We start from the raw sequence: 25,961 nt of genomic DNA on the forward strand, positions 1-25,961 counted from the left end.
ACAGGTCACGCCGTCCGCCCGGCTATCCAGCTTTGCATGACGCGGCCGCTTTCGTCCAATGCCGCCAAATCGGCGGCGAGCCCCGCAGCAATCCGGCCCGTCCGGTGAGAAAGGCCTAGAAAAGCCGCCGGGGTGGCGCTCGCCATCTGAATGGCGGTTTCGAGGCCGACCTCAAGCATGGCTGCCGCATTGCGCACCGCATGGCCCATGTCGAGATCGGAGCCAGCCAAGGTTCCGTCCTGATTGACGCAGGCGCCGTCAATGACCTCAATGCGCTGGCCCTGCAGCATGAAATGCTTGGAGGCTATGCCGACGCTCGGCATCGCGTCCGTTACCAGCATCAGCTTTTCCGGCCCCTTGCAGCGGAGCGCCACGCGCATCGCCACCGGGTCGACATGCCGCCCGTCCGCGATCAGGCCGCACCAGGCACGGCTGTCATCGAGCGCCGCTCCCGTGACCCCCGGCTCGCGCGCCGTCAGCGGGGACATGGCGTTGAAGAGGTGCGTAAAACCCGTAAGACCATGGTCGAGCGCCAGCTTGACCTCGGCGCAGCTCGCCTCGCTATGCCCAGCCGCAACGATGATTCCGGCATCGGCGAGACGGCGGACCATCATGGGCGTCGTCCTTTCCGGCGCAAGCGTCAGCAGCGTGCGCCCCCGTTTGAGGCCAGTGATAGCGGAAAAGCCCTCATCATCCAGCGGGCGAATTTTACTTCCATCATGGATCCCCTTGCGTAGGGGATTGAGAAATGGTCCTTCGATATGGATGCCGAGCACGCCGGGCACGCCCTTGTGAATGGCTTCGTCCACGGCCGCAACAGCACGCCGGATCACTTCCAGATCATCGCTGATGAGCGTTGGCAGGAAGCCGGTCGTCCCAAAGGCACGGTGCGCGGCGCCAATGGCGGCGATGGCGTCAATTGCCGGATTATCGTTGAACAACACCCCTCCCCCGCCATTGAGCTGGGTGTCAATGAAGCCGGGGACGAGCATCTGCCCGCCAAGGTCGTGGACCAATGTTCCCGCTGGTATATCGGCCTCTGGCACGATGGCGGCTATATGTCCTTCCTCGACCAGCACGGCCCGCCCTTCGACAAAGCTGGCGCCGATCAAAATTCGTCCATGGGCGAGCGCGAACATCAGATGGTTTCCGTCACCTTGGCAAGATTTGGCGGCTTGTCGGGATCGAAGCCGCGCGCGACCGATAGCGCGTTCACCGCGCGGTAGAAGGACTGAATCTGCAACATCGGTTCGATGACGGGATGCGCTTCAAGCGACGGAAGCGCGATTGCGCCACGGAGCGCAGGTCCCGTCACCAGCACCTCGCCACCTCGCGCCACGGTTTCCGACACAAGCTCGTCAATGCTGCTTCCGGTCTCGTCGGACTGGCGAAAGACGAGCAGCGGAAAACCGGGACCCACCAGCGCCATGGGCCCGTGCCGGACCTCCGCCGCGCTGAATGCCTCAGCATGAAGTCCGCAGGTTTCCTTGAACTTGAGCGCCGCTTCCTGAGCAATGCCAAGGCCAATGCCTCGTCCGATGACGTAAAGACCCTGCGTGTGGCGCAGCCGCTCTATCATGGGGGACCAATCCGCCGCCCATGCCTGGCGCAGGAGCGTGGGCGCGGCGGCGAGCGCATCGGCCAGGATCGCGTCACCGCTCCAGGCAGCGGCCAGATCAATGATGGCGGCGAGCGAGGCTATATAGCTCTTGGTCGCAGCAACGCTGCGCTCCGGCCCCGCCATCAAAGGTATGAAGCTGTCGGCAAGCTCAGCCAGCGGGGAATCCGGCACATTGACCAGCGCAACACAATAGGCTCCCGCCTTCTTCGCTGCGCGCACCGTCGCCAGCAGGTCCGGGCTCTTGCCCGACTGCGAAATAGCAAGGCAAAGCGCCCCAGCGGCACGCGGCGCAGCGCCATAGACCGAGGCAACGGAGGGAGCGAGCGAAGCGGTAATCACTCCCAGCCGCGTCTCGACGAGATATTTGGCAAAGGTCGCGGCATGATCGGAGCTCCCCCTGGCGCAGGTGAGCACAGCTGGCGGCGGACTGGAACGCAGCCTTTCAGCCAGGCTGTCGACTTGGTCCCTGTTGTCGGCTAGCTGAGCCGCAACCATGGCGGCCGCCTCGCCAGCCTCGGCGAACATCCAGGTGGATTCAGGCGTCATTCCTGCCAAGGCCGGCTCGGGAAAAATGCTTTGTCACAAACCCTCCTGACGGGCGGGCTGAAGCGCCTGCAATCACTTTAGCGCAGCAACGGTCCGATCGAAAGCATCCTCAAACGCCGATCAGTTCCCTTCCGATCAGCATGCGCCGAATCTCGTTCGTGCCCGCGCCGATGTCGAGCAGCTTGGCGTCCCGCATATAGCGTTCGACGGGCCAGTCCCTGGTATAGCCTGCACCGCCAAGCGCCTGGACCGCTTCCAGCGCCACCTTCACGGCGTTTTCGCTGGCAAGGAGAATCGCCCCAGCGGCATCAAAGCGCGTGGTCATGCCCGCATCGCAGGCCCTGGCCACTGCATAGGCATAGGCTCTTGCGGAATTGAGGGCGACATACATGTCGGCGATCTTCGCCTGCATGAGCTGAAAGGCGCCGATCGGCTGGCCAAACTGCTTGCGTTCCCGGACATAGGGCAGAACCACGTCCAGGCAGGCCTGCATGATGCCAAGCTGAATACCTGACAGCACCGTCCGCTCATAATCCAGGCCCGACATCAGCACGGCGACACCGCCATTCAGCGGCCCCATCACATTCTCCTCCGGCACCTCGCACTCATCAAAGACGAGTTCGGCGGTGGGGGAGCCGCGCATGCCGACCTTCTCGATCTTCTGCCCGATCGAAAATCCCTTCATTTCCTTTTCGATGATGAAGGCGGTGATCCCGCGCGACCCTTCACCGGTCTTTGCATAGACGATCAACGTATCTGCATAGGAGGCGTTGGTGATCCAGAATTTGGTGCCGTTCAATATATACCGGTCACCCCTGCGCTCGGCCCGCAGCTTCATCGAAACGACATCGGAACCAGCCCCTGCCTCGGACATGGCGAGGCTGCCGACATGTTCTCCCGAGATGAGCTTTGGCAGATATTTGCTCTTCTGCTCCTCGTTTCCCCAGCGGCGGAGCTGATTGATGCAGAGATTGGAATGCGCGCCATAGCTAAGGCCAATGGAGGCAGAGGCGCGGGCGACTTCCTCCTGCGCCACTACATGTTCAATATAACCGAGCCCGAGGCCGCCCCATTCCTCCTCAACAGTGATGCCATGGAGCCCAAGCGATCCCATTTCGGGCCAGAGTTCCCTGGGAAACCAATCCTCCGCATCAATTCGGGCAGCGAGCGGCGCGATGCGGTCAGCGGCGTAGCGCCGTGTCGATTCCCGGATCATGTCCGCAGTTTCGCCCAGCGCAAAATCCAGTTCGGCCATGGGGCATCCTTTCCTGCAGTATTGGAAAGACGTGATACTGCAATCCCTTGTTCAAGAGAAATTGAAAGAAAGCCGATCATGCTATAGGCGGTATCTATGATGGACCGCTACCTTCTGCGTTACTTTCTGGCAGTGATAGATCAGGGGAATTTCTCCAAGGCTGCCGCCCAATGCAATGTTTCGCAGCCGACCCTATCGGCGGGCATCGCTAAGCTGGAAGCGATGCTTGGTTATAAATTGTTTCATCGCACCAACCGCCGCGTGGAACTGACCGTCGCCGGCGCATCGCTGGCGCATCATGCGCGCCGGATCGAGGCCGAATTTCTGGCCGCAGAACGTGACATCCAGGGTGTCTCGCCGGTTTCGACCCTGCGCCTTGGTATTCTGACGACCATTCCGGGAGGCTGGATCGAGGAATATGCCGTGCGGCTGAAATCGGCGGCGTTCGACGAACGCGTGGAGCTTGTCGAAGGGCGCGAACGGGACCTTCTGGAGCGGCTGATGCGGGGCAGGATCGATGCGGCGCTGACGATATTGCGCAGGAACGACGCCCGGTTCCGGGCAGAGCCCCTGTTCACCGAAGGCTATTCGCTGGCCATGCCAGCCAGTCATCCGCTTGCCCGGGAGGAAATCATCGACGGTGCCCGCCTTGCCGACAATCCCATGATCGTCCGGCGGCACTGTGAGCTGCTGTCCGAGACAAGCCGTTATTTCACCGCCCGTGGCGTACGCCCCTTTTTCCCCGCCCGCACCACCAATGACGACCAGGCGCTTCGCATGGTGCGCGCGGGCCTGGGCGTTACAGTAATGCCCGACAGTTTCCATCTGCAGGGCGTCGTTCGCCCCCGGCTGGCAGATTTTCCCTACAACCGCGAGATCGGCCTGCTCTTTGCCCCTCACGCCAATGCAGACGCGCTGCTCGCCCGGCCAACGCTGCGCTTCCTCATACAGACCATGGATGGTCATTGGTCCCTTGCGTCGGACAGAAGCTGATTTTCATTAGAATCAGGGTGAATAGCCAAAAATACGCGCGGGAAAAGATGAATTCCTTCGCGAATTGCCTCCAGATAAACTGGCCAGCGAAGTGTTCGCAAATATTAACGCTGATGGGCCTGAGGCTATGACTGTGTGCAGCGGTCTCTTTATGAAGCATTTTGAGAGGCCGATTCCGCCCTGCACCATCGTTCCGGTCCACCTCTTCGTCGGCCATGAGCGGCGGCTTCTGGAGGTCGCGAGATCAAGGCACTACACCGGGATGACGCTCATCTCAAAGCATGCTTGTTCGAAACAAGTCGCCGGTTTGGAGGGCAGATGGCATCGCTCCCTGGCAAAGCGCATAATCAGCCGATCGGCGATTCCAATCCAGGCTGGGCCATTCTTCGATACGAGATTTATCGAACCAAACAACATCTCCCACATGTTGATGGACATCATTCCCTTATGTTTGCATGTCCAGAGCGCAGGCGGCGATGTGAAGTTCATATTCCGTCCATTGCAACCGCGATTTCGTGAACTTCTGTCTTACTTCGGTATCGAACCACTGTGCACATACCGCCCCATTATCGGGCAGCAGTATATGTTCCGCCTTTCTCGACAACTTGCCCAATATGACTTCGATCATGAAATCGATATTCCATTTTACAATTTTACAGGGGAAGTATACTCGCCGTTTATAGAATGCAGAAATAATAGAGAAAAAATATTCCTCTCTCGCCGTGGCGCGCGCTCATTGAGAAACGAGTCGGAGGTGAATTCATTTCTGGAAGACCGGGGCTATCATATATTTTACCCTGAAGAGCATTCCATTTCGGAGCAAATCTCGATCATGCAGTCCGCTGAGGATGTCGTAGCCATACATGGTGCGGCAATGGCATTTCTTGCACTCAACGATCGCATCCGTACATTGGTCGAGCTTTTGCCTCCCAATGTCTACCATGACCACTTCCCGCTTGCTCTTGGTCACAAGGTCGAAAGCTATTTCCAATTGGTTCCGAGTTTCGACGACAATGTGCAATTTGCTGGCTGGCAAGCCATATTGAAGTGCAAGCAACAGCCTTTCAGTGTCGATATTGGGCAACTGAGATTGGCACTGGAATCTGCCGGAAATTGATTCGACCGTCCGAAGGCGCAGCCCATCCCTAGCCTCACCGAGCAGCTCCGGTTCACTGCTCCAAAGCCGTCTCTCTGCTGAGGGCAGGGGATATTGGCGTTTTCGGAACAGAAATGGTGCCCCTGGCCGGACTCGAACCAGCACTCCTTGCGGAACTCGATTTTGAGTCGAGCGCGTCTACCAATTTCGCCACAGGGGCAGCGAGTTGCAACGCGCGGCTCTAGCTGAGCTAAATGCGGCTGGCAACTGGCGCTGATAGGCACCGTGCAAATTTCGCCAATGCCGCGAGCCGGGTTGCGGTTGCGCACCAAGCGGTTATATTCGCTCGCGCGTGCAGAAAAGATGATACTCTAGCCGGTAAAGGTTGCCTTTTTGACCGAACCATCTGCCACGTTCATACTCTTCGGCGCGACCGGAGATCTGGCTCATCGCATGATCTTTCCATCGCTCTATAATCTGATGGGCGATGGGCTGCTGCCCAAGGATTTCCTTATCGTCGCATCCGGGCGTTCCGAATTGGACGATGCCGCGTTCCGCAGGGACATCGACAAGACGCTGAAGGAGTTCCTTGCCGACGATCAATATGATCGCGAGCAGGCCGCGAAATTTGCGGAAATGATCATCTATTGTCCGGTGAGCGTCGGCAATGACGCCCAGTTCGCCGCGCTGGCCGAGCGCGTGAAGGGCCGCGAGGACAAGGGCCTTGCCATTTATCTCTCAACGCCGCCATCCTTGTTCGCGCCCACCGCCGAGGCGCTGCAGAAGGCGGGGCTGGCCGGTCCCAAAAGCCGGATCGCGATGGAAAAGCCGATCGGCCACGATTTGCCATCCTCGCATGAGGTCAACCTGGCGATGGCGGCGACTTTCGACGAAGAACGGATTTTCCGCGTCGATCATTATCTGGGTAAGGAAACCGTCCAGAACCTGCTCGCCTTGCGCTTCGGCAACATGCTTTTTGAGCCGCTGTGGAACAACACCGCGATTGACCATGTGCAGATCACCGTGGCCGAAACGGTGGGGCTGGAAGGCCGCGTTTCCTATTATGATGGCGTTGGCGCGCTCAAGGACATGGTGCAGAACCACATGCTCCAGCTACTCGCGCTGGTTGCGATGGAGCCGCCCGCAAGGATCGATGCCACGGCTGTCCGCGATGAAAAGGTGAAGGTGCTTCGCTGCCTGCGCCCGATGGATGCCAAGAGCGTGCTCAATCACAGCGTGAAGGGCCAATATGGTCCCGGCGCGGTAAAGGGGGAGATCGTCGTTGGCTATGCCGACGAGCTCGGACATGAGTCCGACACGGAAACCTTCGTTGCGCTGAAGGCCTTTGTCGACAATTGGCGCTGGAAGAACGTGCCCTTCTACATCCGCACCGGCAAACGGCTGCCCAACCGGCAGTCGGAAATCCTCATCCAGTTCAAGGAGGTGCCGCACTCCATCTTCAGCGGCAAAGGCAAGGGGCTGGAACCCAACACCCTTATCATCCGCCTTCAGCCTGAAGAAAATATCCGCGTGCTGATCATGGCCAAACAGCCGGGACTGGACCGCGGGGGTGTCGAACTGCGCGAGGTCGGGCTCAATGTGAGCCTTGACGCCGCTTTCGCCAAGATGCGTCGGCGGATTGCTTATGAGCGGCTGATCCTCGATCTTCTGGTGGGCGACACTACCCTGTTCGTTCGCGCCGACGAGGTGGAGGCCGCCTGGAGCTGGATCGACAGCATCCACAAGGGCTGGGCGGAGGCAGAGATGAAGCCGGCCAAATATGCCGCCGGGAACTGGGGACCGTCCTCGGCCATTGCGCTTATCGAACGCGATGGAGCAAGCTGGCATGACTGACCTTCATTCGACGGTCGCCGCCGTCACCGAACGGATCGTCCGGCAGAGTGCGGCACGGCGCGGCAAATATCTGGACCTCATCAAGCGAGGGCGTGACGCCGGCACCAACCGGGGCAAGTTGAGTTGCGGCAATCTCGCCCACGGCTTCGCTGCCAGCGGGGAAGACAAGGGCGTCATCAAGACGGGCAAGGCCATGAACATCGGCATTGTCACGGCCTATAATGACATGCTGTCCGCCCATCAGCCCTATGGCCGCTACCCCGAGGCGATCAAGCTGGCGGCGCGTGAGGTGGGCGCGACAGCGCAGGTCGCTGGCGGCGTTCCGGCCATGTGCGACGGCGTCACCCAAGGCCAGGCGGGCATGGACCTGTCGCTGTTCAGCCGCGACAATATCGCGATGGGAACTGCCATCGCCCTGTCCCATGCGATGTTCGAAGGGGCGCTGCTGCTCGGCATTTGTGACAAGATCGTTCCCGGCCTTCTTATCGGCGCGCTGCGCTTCGGGCATCTGCCAGTCATCCTTGTGCCAGGCGGGCCGATGCCCACTGGCCTTTCCAACAAGGAAAAGGTGCGGGTCCGCCAGCTCTATGCCGAGGGCAAGGTGGGCGAGACGGATCTGTTGGAGGCGGAAAGCCAGTCCTATCATAGCGCGGGCACCTGCACTTTCTACGGCACGGCCAATTCCAACCAGATGATGATGGAGGTGATGGGCCTCCACATGCCCGCCGCCGCCTTTGTCAATCCAGGCACCCGGCTGCGTAGCGAACTCACCCGCGCGGCGGTGCACCGGCTGGCCGCGATCGGCTGGGAGGGGGACGATTACCGGCCGCTGGGGCTGTGCGTGGATGAAAAGGCGATCGTGAATGCGATCGTGGGGCTGCTTGCCACCGGCGGCTCCACCAATCACGCGATCCACATCCCGGCGATTGCGCGCGCGGCGGGGATCAGCGTGGATTGGACCGACTTTTCGGAACTGTCGGCGGCGGTTCCGCTGCTGGCGCGGGTCTATCCCAACGGATCGGGCGATGTGAACCAGTTCCATGCGGCGGGCGGGATCGGCTGGATCATCAGCCAGTTGCTTGGTGAGGGCCTTCTCCATCGCGACGTCATGACGGTCGCGAGATCGGATCTTTCGGGCTATGCGGTGGAGCCCCTATTTGAAAATGATGCGCTGGTCTGGAAGGACGCCCCGCCCGAGCCGCGCGACCATGCAATGCTGCGGCCAGCTACGGACCCTTTCCAGCCCGACGGCGGTATGAAGCTGCTCCAGGGCAATCTTGGCCGCTGCATCATCAAGATCAGCGCTGTGGAACAGTCCCGCTGGACTATCGAGGCCCCAGTCCGGGTATTTGCAAAGCAAGAGGACGTGCTGAAGGCATTCAAGGCGGGTGAACTCGACCGGGACGTCGTCGTTGCCGTCCGCTTCCAGGGTCCTCGCGCGAACGGGATGCCGGAGCTTCACAAGCTTACTCCCGCGCTGGGCGTGCTGCAGGACCGGGGCCATAAAGTGGCGCTGCTCACCGATGGGCGCATGTCGGGAGCCAGCGGCAAGGTCCCGGCGGCCATTCACCTGTCGCCGGAAGCCCTGGGCGGCGGACCTATCGCCAGGTTGCGGGACGGCGACATCGTACGTATCTGCGCGAACAGCGGGGTCGTGAGCGCGCTGGTCGAAGAAGCGGAATGGCAGGCGCGAGAGGCTGCACCAGCCCCGCCACCGCCCTATGATACCGGCCGCGAACTTTTTGCGCTGTTCCGTCACCATAGCGATAGCGCGGAGGAAGGTGCGTCAGCGATGCTGGCGGCGATGGAAGCCGAATTGTGAAGGAAATCGTTGCCGTCGATGTTGGCGGGACGAACGCCCGCTTTGCCCGCGCCACTATGGATGGCGACGGCGTCCCCCGCCTGGGCAGGGTGCGAAAATACAAGGTCGCAGAGCATGTAAGCCTTGCCAGCACATGGGAGGCCTTTGCCAAGGATGAGGCGAAGGAAGGCGCGGGCGACCTGCCGAGGGCGGCGTGCATCGCCTTTGCGACGGCAATCGGCAGGGACGTGATCAAGCTGACGAACAGCAATTGGGTCATCCGTCCAAACAGGCTGGCGGCGGAACTGGGTCTCGACCACCTGCGCCTCATCAACGATTTTGAGGCGGTGGCGCATGCAGTGGCGAAACTGCCTGCGGAGAATCTGGAACTGCTCTATGGGGACGACAGGCCCTTTCCCCGGCATGGCGCAGTCACGATAATGGGGCCGGGCACCGGCCTCGGCGTGGCGATGATCGCCTATGACGACGGCGTGCCTCATGTCATCGCGACGGAGGGGGGGCATCTCGATTTTGCGCCGCTTGATGCGCTGGAGACTCGGCTGCTCGACTATCTCCGCCAGAAATTCGTCCGGGTATCGGTCGAGCGGATCGTGTCGGGGCCCGGTCTCAACAACATCTATCAGGGGCTGGCGGTCCAGAATCATGAAAAGATCGAATTGCTCTCCGACGCCGATCTATGGGCGGCTGCACTCGACGGCAGCATTCCCCTCGCCCGCGCCGCGCTGGACCGGCTATGCCTATCCTATGGTTCGGTGGCGGGCGACCTCGCTTTGGCGCATGGCCCTTGCGCGGTTGTCCTGGCAGGAGGGCTTACCCAGCGCATGCGCGGCCATTTGCTCGCCAGCGGCTTCCATGCCCGCTTCAAGGCGAAGGGCCGGTTCGAAAGCCTGATGGCCTCCATTCCGATCCGCCTTGCGGTCCATGATGAAATCGGACTGTTCGGGGCCGCCGCCGCGTTCCGGGAGATGAGGACATGAGCCGCAGCGTTGACGAAATCATGGAATTGGCGCCGGTGATACCGGTGCTGGTCATCGAGCGGGTGGAAGATGCGGCGCCCATCGCCGAGGCGCTGGTGGCGGGCGGCCTGCCCGCTCTGGAAGTCACGATGCGGACAGCCGCCGCGTTGGATGTCATGCGGGAAATGGCGAAGGTGCCGGGCGCCGTGGTCGGAGCAGGAACGGTGCTCAATCCCCGGCAACTGGATCAGGCATTGGAGGCAGGGGCGCAGTTCATCGTCAGCCCCGGGCTTACCGAGCCGTTGGGGAAAGCCGCCATTCAAAGCGGCGTCGCCTTCCTGCCCGGAACGGCCACGGCGGGGGACATCATGCGCGGTATGGACATGGGGCTTTCGCGCTTCAAATTCTTTCCTGCAGAAACCTCTGGAGGCTTGGCTGCACTGAAGGCGCTCGCCGCACCCTTCCACATGGTCCGCTTCTGTCCCACCGGCGGCATCAGGGCGGACACCGCCGCCGCATGGCTCGCCGAGCCGGCTGTGAAGTGCGTTGGCGGAAGCTGGATCGTGCCCAAGGGGCCGGTGGACCCAGGCAAGATCGAAGCATTGGCGCGGGAGGCTGCGTCCCTGTCCCGTTAGTCGCGTGCTTGCGTTCCTCCTGCCGCGCCCATAGGCGTTTGGAGGAATGAATTGGCGAGGAGGATCATTGCATGGAATTGAACAATGTGGCCGCGATTGTGACCGGCGGCGCGTCGGGGCTGGGCGGGGCAACCGCCGAAATGCTGGCGGCGCAGGGCGCGAAAGTCACGATCTTCGACCTCAATGAAGAGGCGGGCCGCGCGCATGCCGCCCAGATCGGCGGCCTTTTCGCCAAGGTCGATGTCAGCAATGAAGCCAGCGTGACCGCCGGTCTCGATGAGGCCGAAGCGGCGCATGGCGTTGCTCGCGTGCTGGTCAATTGCGCCGGCATTGTCATCGCTAGCAAAACGGTGGGCAAGGAAGCCAAGCCGCACCCGCTCGATCAGTTCCGTCGCACGGTGGAGGTCAACCTGATCGGCACCTTCAACGTCATTTCCCAGTTCGCGGCCCGCCTCAGCACGGCCGACCGGATCGGCGAGGAGCGGGGCGTCATCATCAATACGGCGAGCGTGGCCGCCTTTGAAGGCCAGATCGGCCAAGCCGCCTACTCAGCGTCGAAGGGCGGCGTCTATGGCATGACCCTGCCCATCGCCCGCGATCTGGCGCCCTTCGCCATTCGGGTGATGACCATCGCTCCCGGAATTTTCTGGACGCCAATGATGGCCGGGCTCCCGGAAGCGGCGCAGCAATCGCTGGCGCAGCAAGTGCCTTTCCCCAACCGCCTCGGCAAGCCCGAGGAATATGCGCTGCTTGCGCAAAGCATCATCGCCAATCCGATGCTGAATGGCGAGACCATCCGGCTGGATGGTGCGATCCGCATGGCACCGAGATAACTGATTTTCGATCAAAGAAATCCGTCGTCCCTCCATGCGCAGGGACGACGGGTCAAAAACGTCTCATTATAAGGAAGCGATCACCCAATCGCTGCCCAAGCTTCGGCAATCTCGTTGATGATGTGATGCGCCTGGTGCATTTCGGCGGCTGACCGCGACTGCAGTCCGGCCACGATCAGGCGGCGGGCTTCACGATAGATTTGCGCAAGGCCAAGGGCTATCTGACCGCCTTTGTCAAAATCCAGGCTGCTTTCCAGCGCATGCAGGATGGAAAGGGCGCGCGCCTGCTTTTCGGAGCATTTGCCGCGATCGCCATTGCGATCGGCAATGATCGAAGCGTCCATTGCAAGCAGGAGTTCGTCGAACAGGATCTTCACGAGCTGGTGGGGATTGGCCCCTTCCACCCTGCTGCCCGTATCGACTGCCGCATAACGCCGGCTGGCCGCGCCGCTATATCCGCTTCCGAAATACATCATCTATCCCCTTTTCTTAATCGTCCGAGCTGTTCCACATCTTGATCTGCTGCTCGATATAGCTCTGGCTCGCCTTGAGCGTTGCAAGCTTGGTGTCCATGGCGGAGAAGGTAGCGCTGAGGCTCGCTTCATAACCCTCCATGAAATCCTCGAACTTTTCGCGATCCTTCTGCACCTGCTCCTGCGTCTTCTTGTAACGGTTGAGCGCGCTGACGAGGGCGCCGTCCTCCCGCTCGTCGGCATCGTCGTGCTGCAGCCTATCCTTGACGGACTCGAGGGCGCCCGCGAGACCCGGATTGTTCGCATCCTGCGTGACCGGATTGATCATGGCGGTAACGGCGGCGGGATCCGCCTCCAACGCCTTGTCGAGCGCCGCGGTGTCGACCTTCAGCGTGCCGTCCTTGTTGGTCTGCAAGCCGATCTGGGCCAGCGATGTATAAGGGCCGCTCGCCACCAGCTTGGTGGATGTCAGCTTGTTGAGCAGGTTCTTCATCAGCCGCACACTGGAATCGCTCGCCAGGATACCGCCCTTTTGACCGTCCATGCCGGCAGCGGTCAGATCCCCCAGCCCCTTCCAAAGGTCGTTATAAGCTGCGGCGAATTCCGTCACCAGTTCGCGCATGGACTTGGACGGCTGCTGCTCGGAAATGGTGATCACCGTGCCGGGGACCGCCTTCATCAGATCGATGGTCACATTCGGGATGGCGTCGACCAGCGTGTTGCTGGCGAAGCTGGTTTCAACGCCGTCCATGACCACCAGGGCGTTCTGCGCCGGGCGCGCCTGAGTGAGGCCGCCGGTGGAGGTGAAGCGGAGCAGATCGGGATCCGCATCCCCGCCATCGGAAAGGGTGAAGCTTTCGCTGGCCCCTACCCCGCCCTTCAGAACCAGCCGGGCGCCGCTGCTATCCGAAACGATGGTGGCGGTCACGCCAGCGTCCGCATCGTTGATGGCCGTGGCAAGCCCCGCGAGCGTATTGTTGCTGCCGTCGACGGTGATGGAATAGCTGCCCGAGGACGTGGTGAGGGTAAGCGTACCAAGGCCAACGGCCGTGCCACTGCTGGCCAGCGTTGTGGACTTCAGCACCTGGGACGTAGCGAGCTGCTTCACCTCCAGCGCAACCGGCAGGTTCGACAAATCGCCTTCCTGCGTGAGCTTCACGGCGGCGATGCTGCTGTCGCTGGAAGCCGGCCGGCCCGAATAGCTGCTGTCGGCCAGCAGCTCGGTCAACGCGGTCGAGAAGGTGTCGAGCGCCTTCGACGCGTTGGACAGCGCCGAAATTTGAGCGCTGACCATCGATTCACGCGCGGAAAGCACTTGGTTCTTGGGATCTCGCACGGCAGACACAAGGCCGCTCACGATGCTGGCGCTGTCAATGCCATAGCCAAGCCCGAGCGCCGAGGTGATGCCTGATGAAACGCTTGTAACCATGCCTTGTCCCTTCAAGGAAATAGAACGGCGACACCGGGAAGAACTTTAGGGGAAGCGCTAAGCCAGCGATCCCCCTGCAAGGCCGCTTTCCACATTCGCCTGCGCGGCAAGGGCAAGCATGGCGGAGGCGCGGATGGTTTCCGCAATCTGAACGGCCCGTTCGACCACGTCCCGGCTTGCCGGAGGCAGTGGAACGATAATGGTGGGCCGGGGCAGCAGGGCCATGATCTGCGCCTCCAGCGCATCGGCATCGAGCGGTGCGCCGCTGTCCACGCCATCGATCTCCGACAGAAGCGCTGCAATCTTGGCCTGCGCCTCCGCCACCTCTGCCGCACTGGAAAGCTGTTGATCGACATCGCCTTCGGGAAGGGCGGCGTTGGCTCTCTTGCCATCCCGGCCGGATGCCATTTGGCCCGATGCCTGCGCTTCGGACACCGCTATGCTGGCCCTCTCCAACCGGGGAGAGGACTGAATACTGCTGCGGGCGAGAAAATCGTTCATTGGCCAATCCTAAAATTCTGCCCCGTAACGCCAGGACGGATCGGCGCGACAAAAGTTTAGGAATTTTTTTGAGGGGCTAAGTTTTTTCAGTTCATCTTGCGCCCATCCGCGTCGAAGCGGAGGTCGCCAGGCACTATGATCTGCGGCCGGTCGCTTTCGCTCGCCATCTTGCTTTCCACTCGGAAGACAAAGGCCAGAACGGTTGCCACGGCCATATAGAGCTGCTCATTGATCGCCTGCCCCGCCTGCGACGTGTAATAGATGGCGCGGGCGAGTTCCGGATATTCCATCAGCGGCACGCCCTTTTCCTTGGCAAGCTCCCTGATCGCTAGCGCAGTGTCGCCCCGGCCGCGCGCCACCACCAGCGGAACGCTGTCTTCCCCCAAACGGTAACGCAAAGCCACCGAGAAATGCGTCGGATTGGTGACCACCACCGACGCCTCGCCGATCGCCTTTCGCGCGGACCGGTTGAGCAGCTCATATTGGCGGCGGCGGACGGCGCCCTTCAGTTCCGGCGAGCCTTCGGTTTCCTTATGCTCTTCCTTCAGTTCCTGCTTCGACATGTTGAGGCGTTTGGAGCGCTGGAGGATCTGGGCTGGAATGTCGATGCCCGCGATCAGGAACAGGGCGCCCGCCATGATGAGGCAGGCGATGACGAACAGACTGCCCAACTCCACCAGCGCGGGCTGGATGCCGGATTGACCCATGTGCACGATCGCCTCCAGCCGGTCCCAGATGACCCAGAAGCCGACCGCACCCAGCAGCACGACCTTTGCGATCGACTTGGCAAGCTCGATCAGCCCCTGCATGCCGAACATACGCTTCAGGCCATTGAGCGGATTGAGCTTTTCCGGCTTGGGGGCAAAGGCGCTGGAGCGGAAGCCCAGCGATCCCAGCATGGCGGGTGCGGCGATTGCGGCGATCAGCGTAGCCGCCATGATCCCGCCAACCGGCATGACGACGAGGCCGAGCAGTTCATAGGCCCGCGCGGCTGGGGTGAAATTGAGCACGTCCCTGGCGCTGAAACGCAATCCCTCGGTCAGCATGTGCGCCATGGCCTCAACAATGGCGGGACCCGCTATGGCGATCCATGCCATGCCGGCCATCACCACCAATGCGGTCGCAAGCTCCTTCGATTGAAGAACATCACCCTTCTGAGCGGCGTCGCGCAGCCGCTTCGGTGTCGGTTTCTCGGTCTTTTCGCCGCCGCCCGATCCTTCAGCCACCGCTCCCCTCCGCTATGGACTGGGCTTGGTCGAGGCCGAGGCGCAGGGCGTCGGTAATGGCATCGCTCATCACGGGCGCGGCCATGGTAAGCAGGATCAAGCCGCAGATAATCGCAGCGGGCATCCCGACCGAGAAAAGGTTGAGCGATGGAGCCGAACGAGCAAGCATCGCCATTACGATCTGGATGAGGATGAGCGCGAAACCGACCGGCAGGGCAATGGTCAGGCCCGCCCCGAACAGGGTCCCGCCGAACATCACCAGGCTGTAGATCGCATCATTGGAAATCATGACGCCGGGGGGAAGCGCCTCATAGCTTTTCACTATGAAGGTGATCAGCATCAGATGGCCGTCCATGGCCAGCAGCAGGAAAGTCGCGAGCACGGAGAGGAAGGTGCCGACGACCGGGCTGGACTGTCCGCTTTGCGGATCGGACATGCTGGCAAAACCAAGACCCATGGCGTTGCTTATGACCTCACCCGCGACAAAGGCGGCGGAATAACCGATCTGCAGCGCAAAGCCCATTGCGAGACCCGCCAGGACTTCCCCGGCAACGAGCAATATGCCCTGGAAAGTGGCAATGCCGCCTTCGGGCATGGTGATGGTGACGCTGTTCAGGGCCGCCATGCCGAGCGCAAGCGACAGGATGAGACGGAGCTGAACCGGAACCGAGCGCGTGCCATAGATGGGGGCGGCAAGAAATGCAGCGCCCGGCCGCACCATCGCAATGAGCCACAGCCAGAGCTGCGCCTCCGCTCCGGCAAGGCCCGGCGCGATCATTGGAGCAGTTCCGGTATCCGGCTGAATATTTCGCGTGTAAAATCGGCCACAAGGATCATGATCGATCCGCCGAACAATGCCAGCATGAGTGCGACGACGATCAGCTTCGGCACGAAGCTCAACGTAGCTTCATTGATGGAGGTCGCCGCCTGGATCATGCCGAGTATTACACCGGCCAGCAGTGCCGGGATCAGGATCGGCGCGGTTGCGAGCGCGGTGATGTAGAGCGCTTGCTGTGCGATGCCGATAAAGAAGTCGGAATTTTCCATCAGCTATTCCGCCCAACTCATGTCGCGAACGACCCCGCAAGCGATCCCATCGTCAGCGCCCAGCCGTCAACCAGCACGAACAGCAAGAGCTTGAACGGCATCGAGATGATCGTCGGGGAAAGCATCATCATGCCAAGCGCCATCAAGGTGGAGGCGACAATCAGGTCAATGATCAGGAACGGCAGGAAGATGAGGAAGCCGATCTGAAAGGCCGTCTTCAGCTCACTGGTGACGAAGGCGGGTAGCAATATCGAAAAGGGGATATCCTTGGTGCTGGCAAATGGCTTGGCTTCCGCAAGGTCGGAGAACAGCTTCAGGTCGGTTTCCCGCGTCTGCCGCGCCATGAAGCCATGCAGCACATTGCCCGAGCGCGAGATCGCTTCCTCGATGGAGATCTGGCCTGCGCCATAGGGGTCCATCGCCTGGTTGTTGATGGCATCGACCGAAGGACGCATGACGAAAAGCGAAAGGAAAAGCGCCAGGCCCACCAGCACCTGATTGGGCGGCGTCTGCTGCAAGCCCAACGCCTGGCGCAGCAGCGAAAGCACGATGATGATTCGCGTAAAACTGGTCATCATCAGGATGAGCGACGGCAGCACCGTCAGCAGGCTCATCAATATGAGGATTTGAAGGCTTAGCGACAGGGGACGGCCATCGCCCGAGACGTCGCCAAGGGCCCGCGTCAGCGCGCCCGAACTGTCGGGAGCGGCCGTCTGAGCAAGGGCGGGAGTGGCGAGGAGGACAGCAAGGAAGAGACCAAGGGCGATCAGTAGCAGCGCCCATCCCTTCTTACCGTCATTCCCGCGAAGGCGGGAATCCATCTGCCTTTTCCGGCGCCGAAGGAAGAAAAGCGGGGTCCCTGCCTGCGCAGGGACGACGGAAGAAGGGAAGAACAAACCTTCCTTACCCCTCATCGCCGCTTTCCGCGATCTTGTCGATCCGGCCGCGGGTGACGGAAAGCAGGAAGCGCTTCCCTTCGAATTCCACCACGGCAAGCTTTCCGAATGTGCCCATCGGAATGGCGTCGATCAGCTTCACCGCCCGGTCCTGCTGGCCCAGCATCATGCCGGGCTGATATTTGCGCCAGAGCCAGAGCGCCCCGAAGGCCATGCCGCCGACCAGCGGCAGCAGGATCAGAAGCTTCACGAAATACCAGAACATCAGGCGCGCCGTTCCACTCCGGCCATGCGCGCCTCTGCGGTTGCGACCTCCACAATGCGGATGCCATAGCGGCCATTGACCGTCACCACTTCGCCCTTGGCGATAAGGGTGCCGTTGACCATGATGTCGAGCAGTTCGTCGGCCTGGCGGTCAAGTTCGACCACGCTGCCTTCGGCAAGGTCCATCACTTCGGCAAGCTTCAGCGAAGTGGATCCCACCTCCACCGACATGCGTACGGGAATATCCGCGAGAAGGCGGAAATTGCGGCTGCCCGGCAGCGTGCCGATCGCATCTTCGATCCGCGGCGCGTCGCTCATGTCACTCATCATTCGGTCCCTTCAGCTAATTTTTCGATCATGAAGGCAGCGCGCCCCTCCTTCTCCCCGATGGTTCCATGCGCGAAAACCTTGTTTCCCACAAGTAGGGGCAAGCTGCGATTTATCTGCACCGGGATGACATCGCCCGGTTCAAGCTGCATCAGTTGCGACAGCGACAGGCTGGGCCGGGCCAGGATGCTGCGCGCAGGAAAGCTGACATGGCTCACCTGCCGCCCCAGCCGTTCGCGCCAGGCGGGATCGCTGATCCTCAGTTCGTCATGAACCTTTGTGCCCATCAGCGATTCAATTCCGCGCAACGCCGCCAGCGGATAGACGAATTCAATGGGCCAGACGTCTTCGCGGCCAAGCGTGACGTCAAAGCGCTGCACCACGACCTGCTCGTCATCGCCCGCGACCGTCACATAATTGATGCTGGTTTCCCGCCCGATCAGCGTCGCGTCGACCGCATGGGTCTCTGCCCAGGACTCGACCAGCTTTTCGACAAGGCTGCCGGTGAACTTGCCCAGCATCCGTTCCTCGGTAGGCGTGAATTCCTTGCGGTTGAAGGGCATGCGCGCGCCGGTGCCGCCATAGAAGCTGTCCACCAGCGAAGCGATCATGTCTGCATCGATGCGCAAAAGGGCCGCACCCTTCAACGGGTGCAGCCGGTACATGCTAAGGCTGACGAAATCGGGAACGAAGAGCGACCAATCGGAAAAGCGGAAAACCGAGACCTGCTCGCAGCTTACCTGCGGCTTCACCCCAAGCATCGGTTCCAGCAGCACGCGAATCCGGCGCACCATCCGTTCGCCGATTCGGTCCATGCCCGACAGCACGACAGGCGGCTGCGGTTCGGATTGCCCGAATTTATACGCTACTACGTCATTCATATATGCTTGGCCCCCCGCGGGCGGGTGCCCGCGCGAGTTCATTGAATAACGAAATTGGTAAAATAAACGTTATCAACACCCCCAAACCCCGTTTTTTCCACCAGAATTTTGTTAATCGCGCCCTTCAGCTCCTTCTGCAGCGCTTCTTTGCCCTGCGGAGTGGAAAGCTCCAGTTCGTCCTGGTCGGCAATATGCATCAGAACGCTCGAACGGACGGCGATTTCATGCTGCTTGATATTCTCGATCAGGCGGCTGTCATAATAGGTCGCAATCGCCAATGAGATTTGCGCAAAGGAGCCGCTGTCCTTCAGGTTCGAGGTGAAGGGCGTTTCGATCTGATAATAGGTCGCCTGATAATTGGCCGCGTCCTTGGGACTGGAGCCATCCCCGTCAACGGTGCCGATGACCGGTTCCGCCTTCTCGCCTTCCTTGGCGGGCTCCGCGGCCTCTCCCTTCAGCACCAGCTTTGGCCTGTTCGGATCTTCGGTTTCCGCATGAGCCGTGCCGCCCAGCATGCCCGCTGCAAAGAAGCCGCCCGCCGCGCCTGCCGCTCCCAAAAGGAGCACCAGCACCACAATGATGGCCAGCTTACCCTTGCCCTTTTTCCTGGGCGCTTTTTCATCGCTCACTTCATATCTCCCGCTCAGGCATAGCGGGCGTGCTGACTCCGTGCGCGCTCACTCGCCATCTGGTCCTGTTCCTGTCCGGTGACCCTTGAAGATACGGCCTGAACCGCCGGTTTTTTAAGGAAGGGCTGCGATTGTCCCTGCTGCCCCGTCATTTCCTGCCCGGATGACTGGGCGCGAGCCGAAAGGCTGCTGTCGCTGCCGCGCTCCACGTTCTGGCGTTCCACCTGCACATCAACAATTCGGACAGCTTGCAGACGCGCATCCTGCTGGAGGTGCTGCCGCCCCTGATGAAGCGCCGCCGCTGCCGCATCCGTTGCGGCGAGCAGGCGGACATTGGCACCCTCATCCTTTTGCAGGATTTCGACCTGCAGCTTGCCCAGATTTTCAGGATTGAGCGTGAAGCTGGCCCGCCCGGTTCCGGCGGCCACATCCGCGATTTCCCGCGCCATCCGGTCGATCCATTGGCCATCGACGCCCATGTCGATCACCTGCTCGCCAAGGATTGCAGCCGTGTCAGCGGCGGGAATGGCCTGAGCCAGCGGACCCGCAGCGTCAATGAAAGGCCCAGCGGGGCTGGCCGTCAGGGGCGGCGGAGCGTCCACTGCCCTCAGATGAGCTACACCCGGCAGAAGGGGCGCCGCAGCATCAGCCTTCTCGGCAGACGCGGGCGCCTCAGCAGCATTGTTTCTGCCAAATGACGCCGCCACCAGTTCCAGCGCCAATGCTTGCCGGCTGCGGGCGGGCCGGGCGGATACCGGTTCAGCCAGCGCCGTTTCCTGACCTGCCTCAGCCGCAACAGGATCCCGCTTGGCAATCGCGGCATGGAGTTGTGCCGGCTGCGCCGCCCATTCGGGCAGGGCCTTTGGCGTTGCGGCAAGAGAGTTGCTCAGTGCCAAAGCGCCTGGCGGCGGCTTCTCGCCCTTCCGTTCAGCTCCGCTCGCTGGTGCCGCCGCCGGCATATTTCCGCCGGGCAGCACCGGAAGAGCGGGATTCTTGACGGCTTCTACCTTGTCTTGATCCTCGCCACCCGCAGCAGAAACCTCCTCCTGCTCCTTGGCAACAGCAGTGTCAGCCTTCGCGTTTTTCGGCTGCTCAGCGACGGTCAGGGCCATTTGCGGCGGGACGGATGGGGACTGAGCCAATTTGGCGGGCTTGTCCTGGTCCTCAGACGCATTCGGCATCTCTTCCAGCGGCCGTTCTTTCAGCTTCTCAAGCCCCATCAAGATATTCGCCGCCGGAGCCTTGCTGGCGAGCACGGATGCTTCCGCTGCGGCATCTTCCCCAGCCTCGGGTAAAATGGATGCGACCCTCTCATCTTCGCTGCCGTCAGCCGCTCCGTTCGCGCCGAGGCGCTGTTGGAGCATTTCCGTGACGAAAGCGGGCCGGTGCGTCACCGCCACCGCCTGACCAGGCGCATCCGCCCTGCCAGCGTCCAGCCCCGCCAACAGCGCCAGGAAATCGGCGCCCGCTTCGTCCGAAGGCGCCGCCTTGTTCTTTCCCTTGAGGGGTTCTCCAGCGATCTTTTCGAGCGTCGGCATATTGGCCATCATCAAACATCTCCCAGCGAGGCGGTCCGCCTGTAGCGCGGCAGCGATTGCAGCCGGGCCTCCATCTGCTCGGCATGGCTGCGAGCCGCCTTGTCCTTCAGCCTTTCGGCAATTTCCTTGTCGCGATTGGCGAGCCGCAGTTCGGTTTCGCGCTGCTCCACGCGCTTGTGCGCGTCATAGATCGCGCCGTCGAGCTGCCGCCCCGCCTGCTCCAGCCTTCCTGCCAGTTCCCGGTGCGCGGCAAGCTGCGCGCCCATGGTGAACTTGCCGGTCGCATAGAGTTCCGCGCGAACGCTGCTGACGCGCCGGGCATTGTCCTCGAGCACCTGCGCTTCATTCTGCGCCCGCGCGGTTTCAACCGTGGCGAGCAGATGCTGCACCCGGCGCGCCCGCGCCACCCGCTCCCGCTTTGCGATCACGCCCTTCATGCGCCGAACGCCTGCTGCAGCGCACTCGTGCTGGCATCGAAGCCAATCTGGCTCTTGGCATCCTGCCGGATGAAGTCGAGCAGTTCAGGCCGCCGCGCAACTGCTTCATCAATGACGGCGTCATTGCCCGGGCGATACGCCCCCATCAGAATGAGGTCGCGATTTTCCTCATAGGCCGCCCAGAGGCGCCGGAAGGCTGAGGCGGCACGGCGGTGCTCGTCCGTCACCACGTCGGCCATGACGCGGCTCAGCGACTTGCCGATGTCGATGGCGGGAAAGATGCTTTGTTCCGAAAGCTGGCGGGACAGGACGATATGGCCGTCCACGATGGCGCGCGCGGCATCGACGATGGGGTCATCGGTATCGTCGCCATCGGCCAGCACCGTGTAGAGCGCCGTGATCGATCCACCCGACCGGCTGTCCACGCCAGCACGCTCGACAAGGCGCGGGATCAGCGAGAGGGCGGATGGCGGATAGCCCTTCATCGCGGGCGGCTCGCCAAGCGCCAGGCCAATTTCGCGCTGGGCATGGGCGCAGCGCGTCAGGCTGTCGATGAGGAGCAGCACCTTCTTGCCCCGCGCCCGGTAATATTCCGCGATCGCCGTGGCGCGGGCGGCGGCACGCAGGCGAAGCACCGGCGGATGATCGGCGGGCACCGCGACAACGATGCTTTTCGACCGGATCATGCCTTCAAGCTTGGTCTCCAGGAAGTCGCTGACCTCGCGGCCGCGCTCTCCGATGAGACCCACGACCACCACATCTGCTTCCGCGCCCGCGATCATCTGGCCCATGAGCACGGACTTGCCAACGCCCGAACCTGCGATAATCGCAATGCGCTGGCCACGCCCCGCCGTCAGCAGCGCATTCACCGCACGGACGCCAAGATCGAAGGGCTCGGTCACCCGCCCCCGGTCAAGCACATTACCCTTGACCCCGGCGAGCGGCCAATAGGCATTGGCCATGATCGGTCCCTTGCGGTCCAATGGCATGCCCATGGCATCGATCACCCGGCCCATGAGGCCGTCGCCGACCTGCACCATATTGGCGGCGCTGTCCGGTTCCACCCGGGCGCCGCTTTCATGCGGCGCATCAAGGTCGAGCGGCACCAGCAAGGCGCGATTGCCACGAAACCCGACAACCTCGGCCCTTGCCACGGTGCCATCCGCTGCGATCACGCGAGCCCCTGCCCCGATTGGCCGGTTGAAACCCGTGACCTCCAGCATGCCACCATCATGCGCCACAAGCCGCCCCACATGGCGCGGACCTGCATGAGCAACCTGCATGGTTTCGAGCAGGGTTTCAGCCTGTTTGAGCACTGCGCCGATCATGAGCGGCCCGTCATGTCGTCGAGCAGGCCCTGCAGCCGCGAGAGGCGGATTTCCGGGCCATCCTCGACCCATCCGTCGGAAGTCTCCAGCCGCACCGATCCGCGCAGCATCTCTTCGTCCGGGAGCAGCCGCACCGGCAGGTTCCTGGATGCCATCAACTCAACATCGCCGGGATGGAGGTAAAGGGCGGGCTGCCCGACCTCCTCCTCTATGCATTCGGCAATGGCGAGGCAGCGCTTTTCCAGCAGGTCCGCATCCACCTCCACCTCGCCCGCAATCTGGCGCACGAGGCGGAGCACGGCGGTGGACAGGAGCGCCGACAGTGCGCCGCTGGATTGGGGCTGCAATTGTTCAAGCGCCAAAGCCAGACGAAGATGCGCAGCGCGGTCCGCCTCCAATTCGGCGCGCGCCGCCTTTACCCCTTCCTCAAAGCCCTGAGCAAAGGCGTCAGCGGTCATTTGCTCCAGCGAGGGGCCTTCCTCGGCTGCTTGTTCGCTGCCTTCGAAAAAGGAAGTGCCGAGCGGGGTGAAGCCCTCTGCATCCAGGCCATAGAGAGGACGGAAATTGTCCTGCGCGGACATTTCGGTCCAGCTTCCAAAGCGGGCGGCCTGCGCCTCGACGCCTTGCCAGATATTAGACAAAGTCCTCGCCTCCCTTGCTGCCAAGCATGATGGCGCCCGATTCCGCCATGCGGCGGGCGGCGGCGATGATCTGCTTCTGCGCGTCGATCACATCGGCAAGGCGGATCGGTCCGCGATCCTCGATTTCGTCCTGAACGGCCTGCGCGGCGCGGCTCGACATGCAGCCGAAGATCTTTGCCTTCAGCAGCTCGTTGCAGCCCTTCAGCGCCACGACCAGCACGGCGTTGTCGACGGTGCGGAGCAGCGCGCCCAGATTCTTGTCGTCCATTTCGATGAGGTTGTCGAAGACGAACATTTCCTCTTCGATGGTCTGGGCGATCGCCTTGTCGCGCTTCCCGATCTGCTTGATGATGCGCTGTTCGTTGACCTTGCGCACGTTATTCATGATCGCGGCCGCCTCGGTCGTGCCACCCCGTTGCGAAGCCGTGCTGGTCGCCGTCTTCGTTCCGCGCCGCATCAACAGCGCTTCCAGATCGTCCAGCGCCTCGGCCGTTACAGGACCAAGCGTCGCGATGCGGTAAACAATGTCGTCCTGCATATCGAGCGGCAGGAGCTGCAACACATCAGCAGCGGCCGGTGCATCCAGATGGGCAAGGACCAGCGCCATGATCTGCGGATGCTCATTCTCAATGGCCTGGGCGATCTCCTTCGGCTCCATCCACTTCAGCATCTCCAGCTTGTTGGAGCGCTGCGGCGGCGTGATCCTCGCCAGCATATTGTCGGCACGGTCGGGCCCAAGCGCCTTGTGCATCATGGCGCGGATATGCTCTTCCGCGCCATAGCCGACGGTCGTGCGGCTCTTCGCCTTGCTGACGAACTGGTCGAGCGCGGCATCGACCTCCTCCACTGCGACATCGGCGACGTCATACATGGCGTTGCCAAGCTGCCGGACCTCTTCGGGCTCAAGCCGGGACAGGATCTGCGCCGCTTCATCTTCCTCGAACAGCATCAGGAGGACGGCGGCGGCGGCGCTGCCCGTCATGGATCGTTTCATCAGCGCTGCCTCAGGCATTCACGGCCTCCTTGCGGTTTGAGTCCCGCAGCAGGTCGCGCACCACCAGGGCGGCGCGATCGGGATCCTGCTTCACGAAATTGCGGATGAGCGCCGCGCGCTCGGCATAGCTTTGGGTCGAAGAGATCATGTCGAGTGTGACCGGACGGCTTGGATCGGCGGCAGCGGCACGGCTTATTTCCTGCGATATCTCTGCTCCAAGGGAGGCGCTCTGGTTTGCCGAAAGCGCCCCCTCGGTTTCTCTCCGGCCCGCCAGACGTTTCATGAGCGGGCGGCCAATGCCGAAGATGAGGGCAAGCGCCACAAGCAGGGCAGAGAGGTTGCGCACCAGCATCGACACCCAGCTTGCTTCATACCAGCTTGCGACCGCCCCTTCTTCGCCTGTTGCCGCAAATTTGCGGGCGGTCAGCGCCACAATATCGCCGCGCGCCTGATCAAAGCCGACCGCGCCCTTCACGAGCGCTTCCAGAGCGGCAATTTCCTGCGCGCTCCGTGGCTTGCCGGTTTCCGGGTTGCGCAGCGCCACGGCGACGGACAGCCGCTTGACCGTCCCAAGCGCATTGCGGGTGACGGACACCTCACGGCCGAGCTCGAAGTTGCGCACATAATTTTCAGCCGTCTTCGCCGCCTGCGCGCCCGGCGTGGCGGTTGCGGCGGGATCGGCAGGTTGCGCCCCCGGAACCGCGGCGGGAGGGGCCTGGTTCGCCAGCGCGCCGGGAATGCCATAGGCCGGCGGCTCACCCTTGTCGGATGTCCAGCTACCCTGTTCGGACTTCACTCGGCTTTCCTCGGAAGGGAAAGTTTCCCTGGTGGCCTGGCTTTCCGAAAAATCAAGTTCGGCATGGACTTCAGTGCTGAAATTGCCAGCGCCAAGAATTGGGGTCAGCAGCGCGATCACCGCCTGACGGTAACGCTCCTCCACCCGTCCCTGGACGGCGATTTGCCGGTCGGTCTCCGCCGAACCGCCCGCATCGCCGGGATTGGACAGGAGGCGCCCATTCTGGTCGACCACCGACACATCGTCGGGGGACAATCCCGGCACGGACGAGGCGACGAGGTGAACGATCGCCTGCACTTGCGCATCCGACAGGGCGCGGCCATCGGCCAGGCGCAGCATCACGGAAGCGGCAGGCTTGCTCTTGTCGCGCAGGAAGATGCTGGGCTGCTCCAAGGCCAGGTGAACGCGGGCGCTCTGCACCGCGTCAATGGCCTCGATCGTCCGGGCGAGGTCCATTTCCCTCGCCGCGCGGAGCTTTTCGCCTTCGACAGCGCGGCTTGCGCCCATGGGAAGGGAATTGATGAGGCTGTCGCCATCGGGCGCGCTCTTGGGCAAGCCTTCGGCGGCGAGCGTCATCTTCGCCTTGTGATAATCATCTTCGGAAACAGTGAGCGCGCCCGTGGCATCATCAAGGTCGAAGGCTATGCCCGATGCCCCCAGCGCTTCGGCCACAGCAGCCTTGTCGCTGTCGGGGAGCCCCCGGAACAGGTCGCGCTGCGGCGGTTCGCGGAGGGCCAGCCATGCGAGCGCCGCCAGCGCCACAACGGCAATCAGGCCGACCATCGGCAGGCTGCGCGCCACGGCAGGCTGACCGAGGAATTGCTGGAAACGGAGGCGCACGTCGTCAAAACCGCCCTTGTTCCCCTGGATCGACCGGGAGGGAAGATTGCGCGCCAGGGACGGCGCAGGCGGATTGTCTATGGTCAGGCTGGTCTCACTCATA

General features: G+C 62.1%; 27 protein-coding genes and 1 tRNA gene. 7 read left to right on the forward strand and 21 right to left on the reverse strand.

The window, feature by feature from the left end; genetic code table 11:
- Positions 1 to 5 precede the first annotated feature (5 nt).
- The 3 genes from nagA to VJS46_RS08770 all read right to left on the reverse strand — a co-directional run bounded on the left by nagA (position 6) and on the right by VJS46_RS08770 (position 3,422).
- Positions 6 to 1,139, reverse strand: a complete 1,134-nt coding sequence (nagA, locus tag VJS46_RS08760; protein ID WP_414707988.1) for an N-acetylglucosamine-6-phosphate deacetylase — start codon at positions 1,137 to 1,139, stop codon at positions 6 to 8.
- Entirely contained in the window at positions 1,139 to 2,167 is a 1,029-nt protein-coding gene (locus VJS46_RS08765; RefSeq protein ID WP_324059578.1) for an SIS domain-containing protein, read from the reverse strand. Before VJS46_RS08765 ends, nagA begins: the two co-directional genes overlap by 1 nt.
- A 109-nt stretch (positions 2,168 to 2,276) precedes the next feature.
- Positions 2,277 to 3,422: an acyl-CoA dehydrogenase family protein gene (locus VJS46_RS08770; RefSeq protein WP_324059580.1), complete on the reverse strand. Its 1,146-nt coding sequence runs from the start codon at positions 3,420 to 3,422 to the stop codon at positions 2,277 to 2,279.
- Between the two features lie 96 nt (positions 3,423 to 3,518).
- On the opposite strand from VJS46_RS08770, the gene VJS46_RS08775 reads away from it, so the two are divergent.
- Entirely contained in the window at positions 3,519 to 4,415 is an 897-nt protein-coding gene (locus VJS46_RS08775) for a LysR family transcriptional regulator (protein WP_324059583.1), read from the forward strand.
- 91 nt (positions 4,416 to 4,506) lie between these two features.
- On the forward strand, positions 4,507 to 5,532 hold the full coding sequence (locus VJS46_RS08780) for a glycosyltransferase family 61 protein (RefSeq protein WP_324059585.1): 1,026 nt from the start codon (positions 4,507 to 4,509) through the stop codon (positions 5,530 to 5,532).
- A gap of 114 nt (positions 5,533 to 5,646) precedes the next feature.
- On the opposite strand, the gene VJS46_RS08785 is transcribed toward VJS46_RS08780, so the two are convergent.
- Positions 5,647 to 5,731: transfer RNA gene (locus VJS46_RS08785), tRNA-Leu, on the reverse strand.
- A 173-nt stretch (positions 5,732 to 5,904) separates the two neighbouring features.
- On the opposite strand from VJS46_RS08785, the gene zwf reads away from it, so the two are divergent.
- The 5 genes from zwf to VJS46_RS08810 all read left to right on the forward strand — a co-directional run bounded on the left by zwf (position 5,905) and on the right by VJS46_RS08810 (position 11,611).
- The gene (zwf, locus tag VJS46_RS08790) at positions 5,905 to 7,365 is read left to right on the forward strand and encodes a glucose-6-phosphate dehydrogenase (RefSeq protein ID WP_324059587.1); all 1,461 of its coding nucleotides are present in this window, start codon (positions 5,905 to 5,907) and stop codon (positions 7,363 to 7,365) included.
- On the forward strand, positions 7,358 to 9,187 hold the full coding sequence (edd, locus tag VJS46_RS08795) for a phosphogluconate dehydratase (protein ID WP_324059589.1): 1,830 nt from the start codon (positions 7,358 to 7,360) through the stop codon (positions 9,185 to 9,187). The genes zwf and edd overlap by 8 nt, the downstream gene beginning before the upstream one ends.
- Positions 9,184 to 10,164 (forward strand): glucokinase, encoded by a 981-nt coding sequence (gene glk / locus VJS46_RS08800; RefSeq protein ID WP_324059591.1) that lies wholly within the window; start codon positions 9,184 to 9,186, stop codon positions 10,162 to 10,164. Before edd ends, glk begins: the two co-directional genes overlap by 4 nt.
- Positions 10,161 to 10,778: a bifunctional 4-hydroxy-2-oxoglutarate aldolase/2-dehydro-3-deoxy-phosphogluconate aldolase gene (gene eda, locus VJS46_RS08805; protein ID WP_324059593.1), complete on the forward strand. Its 618-nt coding sequence runs from the start codon at positions 10,161 to 10,163 to the stop codon at positions 10,776 to 10,778. Before glk ends, eda begins: the two co-directional genes overlap by 4 nt.
- A 71-nt stretch (positions 10,779 to 10,849) precedes the next feature.
- Positions 10,850 to 11,611 carry a 3-hydroxyacyl-CoA dehydrogenase gene (locus tag VJS46_RS08810; protein WP_324059595.1) on the forward strand — a complete coding sequence of 254 codons (762 nt, stop codon included), beginning with the start codon at positions 10,850 to 10,852 and terminating at the stop codon, positions 11,609 to 11,611.
- 80 nt (positions 11,612 to 11,691) lie between these two features.
- On the opposite strand, the gene fliS is transcribed toward VJS46_RS08810, so the two are convergent.
- From fliS to fliF, 17 genes are all read right to left on the reverse strand, one after another.
- A complete protein-coding gene (fliS, locus tag VJS46_RS08815; protein ID WP_414707989.1) occupies positions 11,692 to 12,087 on the reverse strand; it encodes a flagellar export chaperone FliS in 396 nt (131 codons plus the stop codon).
- 13 nt (positions 12,088 to 12,100) lie between these two features.
- The gene (gene fliD / locus VJS46_RS08820; RefSeq protein ID WP_324059597.1) at positions 12,101 to 13,513 is read right to left on the reverse strand and encodes a flagellar filament capping protein FliD; all 1,413 of its coding nucleotides are present in this window, start codon (positions 13,511 to 13,513) and stop codon (positions 12,101 to 12,103) included.
- Between the two features lie 57 nt (positions 13,514 to 13,570).
- Positions 13,571 to 14,014 (reverse strand): hypothetical protein, encoded by a 444-nt coding sequence (locus tag VJS46_RS08825; RefSeq protein WP_324059599.1) that lies wholly within the window; start codon positions 14,012 to 14,014, stop codon positions 13,571 to 13,573.
- 86 nt (positions 14,015 to 14,100) lie between these two features.
- Positions 14,101 to 15,240 (reverse strand): flagellar type III secretion system protein FlhB, encoded by a 1,140-nt coding sequence (locus tag VJS46_RS08830; protein WP_324059601.1) that lies wholly within the window; start codon positions 15,238 to 15,240, stop codon positions 14,101 to 14,103.
- Entirely contained in the window at positions 15,233 to 16,018 is a 786-nt protein-coding gene (gene fliR, locus VJS46_RS08835; protein WP_324059603.1) for a flagellar biosynthetic protein FliR, read from the reverse strand. The genes VJS46_RS08830 and fliR overlap by 8 nt, the downstream gene beginning before the upstream one ends.
- A complete protein-coding gene (locus tag VJS46_RS08840) occupies positions 16,015 to 16,287 on the reverse strand; it encodes a flagellar biosynthetic protein FliQ (protein ID WP_324059605.1) in 273 nt (90 codons plus the stop codon). The genes fliR and VJS46_RS08840 overlap by 4 nt, the downstream gene beginning before the upstream one ends.
- Positions 16,288 to 16,304: 17 nt before the next feature.
- Positions 16,305 to 17,108, reverse strand: coding sequence for a flagellar type III secretion system pore protein FliP (fliP, locus tag VJS46_RS08845; protein WP_324059607.1), 804 nt, complete (start codon positions 17,106 to 17,108; stop codon positions 16,305 to 16,307).
- 82 nt (positions 17,109 to 17,190) lie between these two features.
- Positions 17,191 to 17,448, reverse strand: coding sequence for a flagellar biosynthetic protein FliO (locus tag VJS46_RS08850; RefSeq protein WP_324059609.1), 258 nt, complete (start codon positions 17,446 to 17,448; stop codon positions 17,191 to 17,193).
- On the reverse strand, positions 17,448 to 17,774 hold the full coding sequence (fliN, locus tag VJS46_RS08855) for a flagellar motor switch protein FliN (RefSeq protein ID WP_324059611.1): 327 nt from the start codon (positions 17,772 to 17,774) through the stop codon (positions 17,448 to 17,450). Before fliN ends, VJS46_RS08850 begins: the two co-directional genes overlap by 1 nt.
- Positions 17,774 to 18,655, reverse strand: coding sequence for a flagellar motor switch protein FliM (locus VJS46_RS08860; protein WP_324059613.1), 882 nt, complete (start codon positions 18,653 to 18,655; stop codon positions 17,774 to 17,776). Before VJS46_RS08860 ends, fliN begins: the two co-directional genes overlap by 1 nt.
- A 38-nt stretch (positions 18,656 to 18,693) precedes the next feature.
- Positions 18,694 to 19,284 carry a flagellar basal body-associated FliL family protein gene (locus VJS46_RS08865; protein WP_324059615.1) on the reverse strand — a complete coding sequence of 197 codons (591 nt, stop codon included), beginning with the start codon at positions 19,282 to 19,284 and terminating at the stop codon, positions 18,694 to 18,696.
- A gap of 14 nt (positions 19,285 to 19,298) precedes the next feature.
- A complete protein-coding gene (locus VJS46_RS08870) occupies positions 19,299 to 20,834 on the reverse strand; it encodes a flagellar hook-length control protein FliK (RefSeq protein ID WP_324059617.1) in 1,536 nt (511 codons plus the stop codon).
- A complete protein-coding gene (locus VJS46_RS08875; protein WP_324059619.1) occupies positions 20,834 to 21,259 on the reverse strand; it encodes a hypothetical protein in 426 nt (141 codons plus the stop codon). The genes VJS46_RS08870 and VJS46_RS08875 overlap by 1 nt, the downstream gene beginning before the upstream one ends.
- Entirely contained in the window at positions 21,256 to 22,587 is a 1,332-nt protein-coding gene (locus tag VJS46_RS08880; protein WP_324059621.1) for a FliI/YscN family ATPase, read from the reverse strand. Before VJS46_RS08880 ends, VJS46_RS08875 begins: the two co-directional genes overlap by 4 nt.
- A complete protein-coding gene (locus VJS46_RS08885) occupies positions 22,584 to 23,228 on the reverse strand; it encodes a FliH/SctL family protein (RefSeq protein WP_324059623.1) in 645 nt (214 codons plus the stop codon). Before VJS46_RS08885 ends, VJS46_RS08880 begins: the two co-directional genes overlap by 4 nt.
- Positions 23,221 to 24,240, reverse strand: coding sequence for a flagellar motor switch protein FliG (gene fliG / locus VJS46_RS08890; protein WP_324059625.1), 1,020 nt, complete (start codon positions 24,238 to 24,240; stop codon positions 23,221 to 23,223). Before fliG ends, VJS46_RS08885 begins: the two co-directional genes overlap by 8 nt.
- The gene (gene fliF, locus VJS46_RS08895; RefSeq protein WP_324059627.1) at positions 24,233 to 25,960 is read right to left on the reverse strand and encodes a flagellar basal-body MS-ring/collar protein FliF; all 1,728 of its coding nucleotides are present in this window, start codon (positions 25,958 to 25,960) and stop codon (positions 24,233 to 24,235) included. Before fliF ends, fliG begins: the two co-directional genes overlap by 8 nt.
- Position 25,961 lies beyond the last annotated feature (1 nt).

The organism is Rhizorhapis sp. (genome assembly GCF_035276005.1).
In the GTDB taxonomy this organism is placed as follows: domain Bacteria; phylum Pseudomonadota; class Alphaproteobacteria; order Sphingomonadales; family Sphingomonadaceae; genus Rhizorhapis.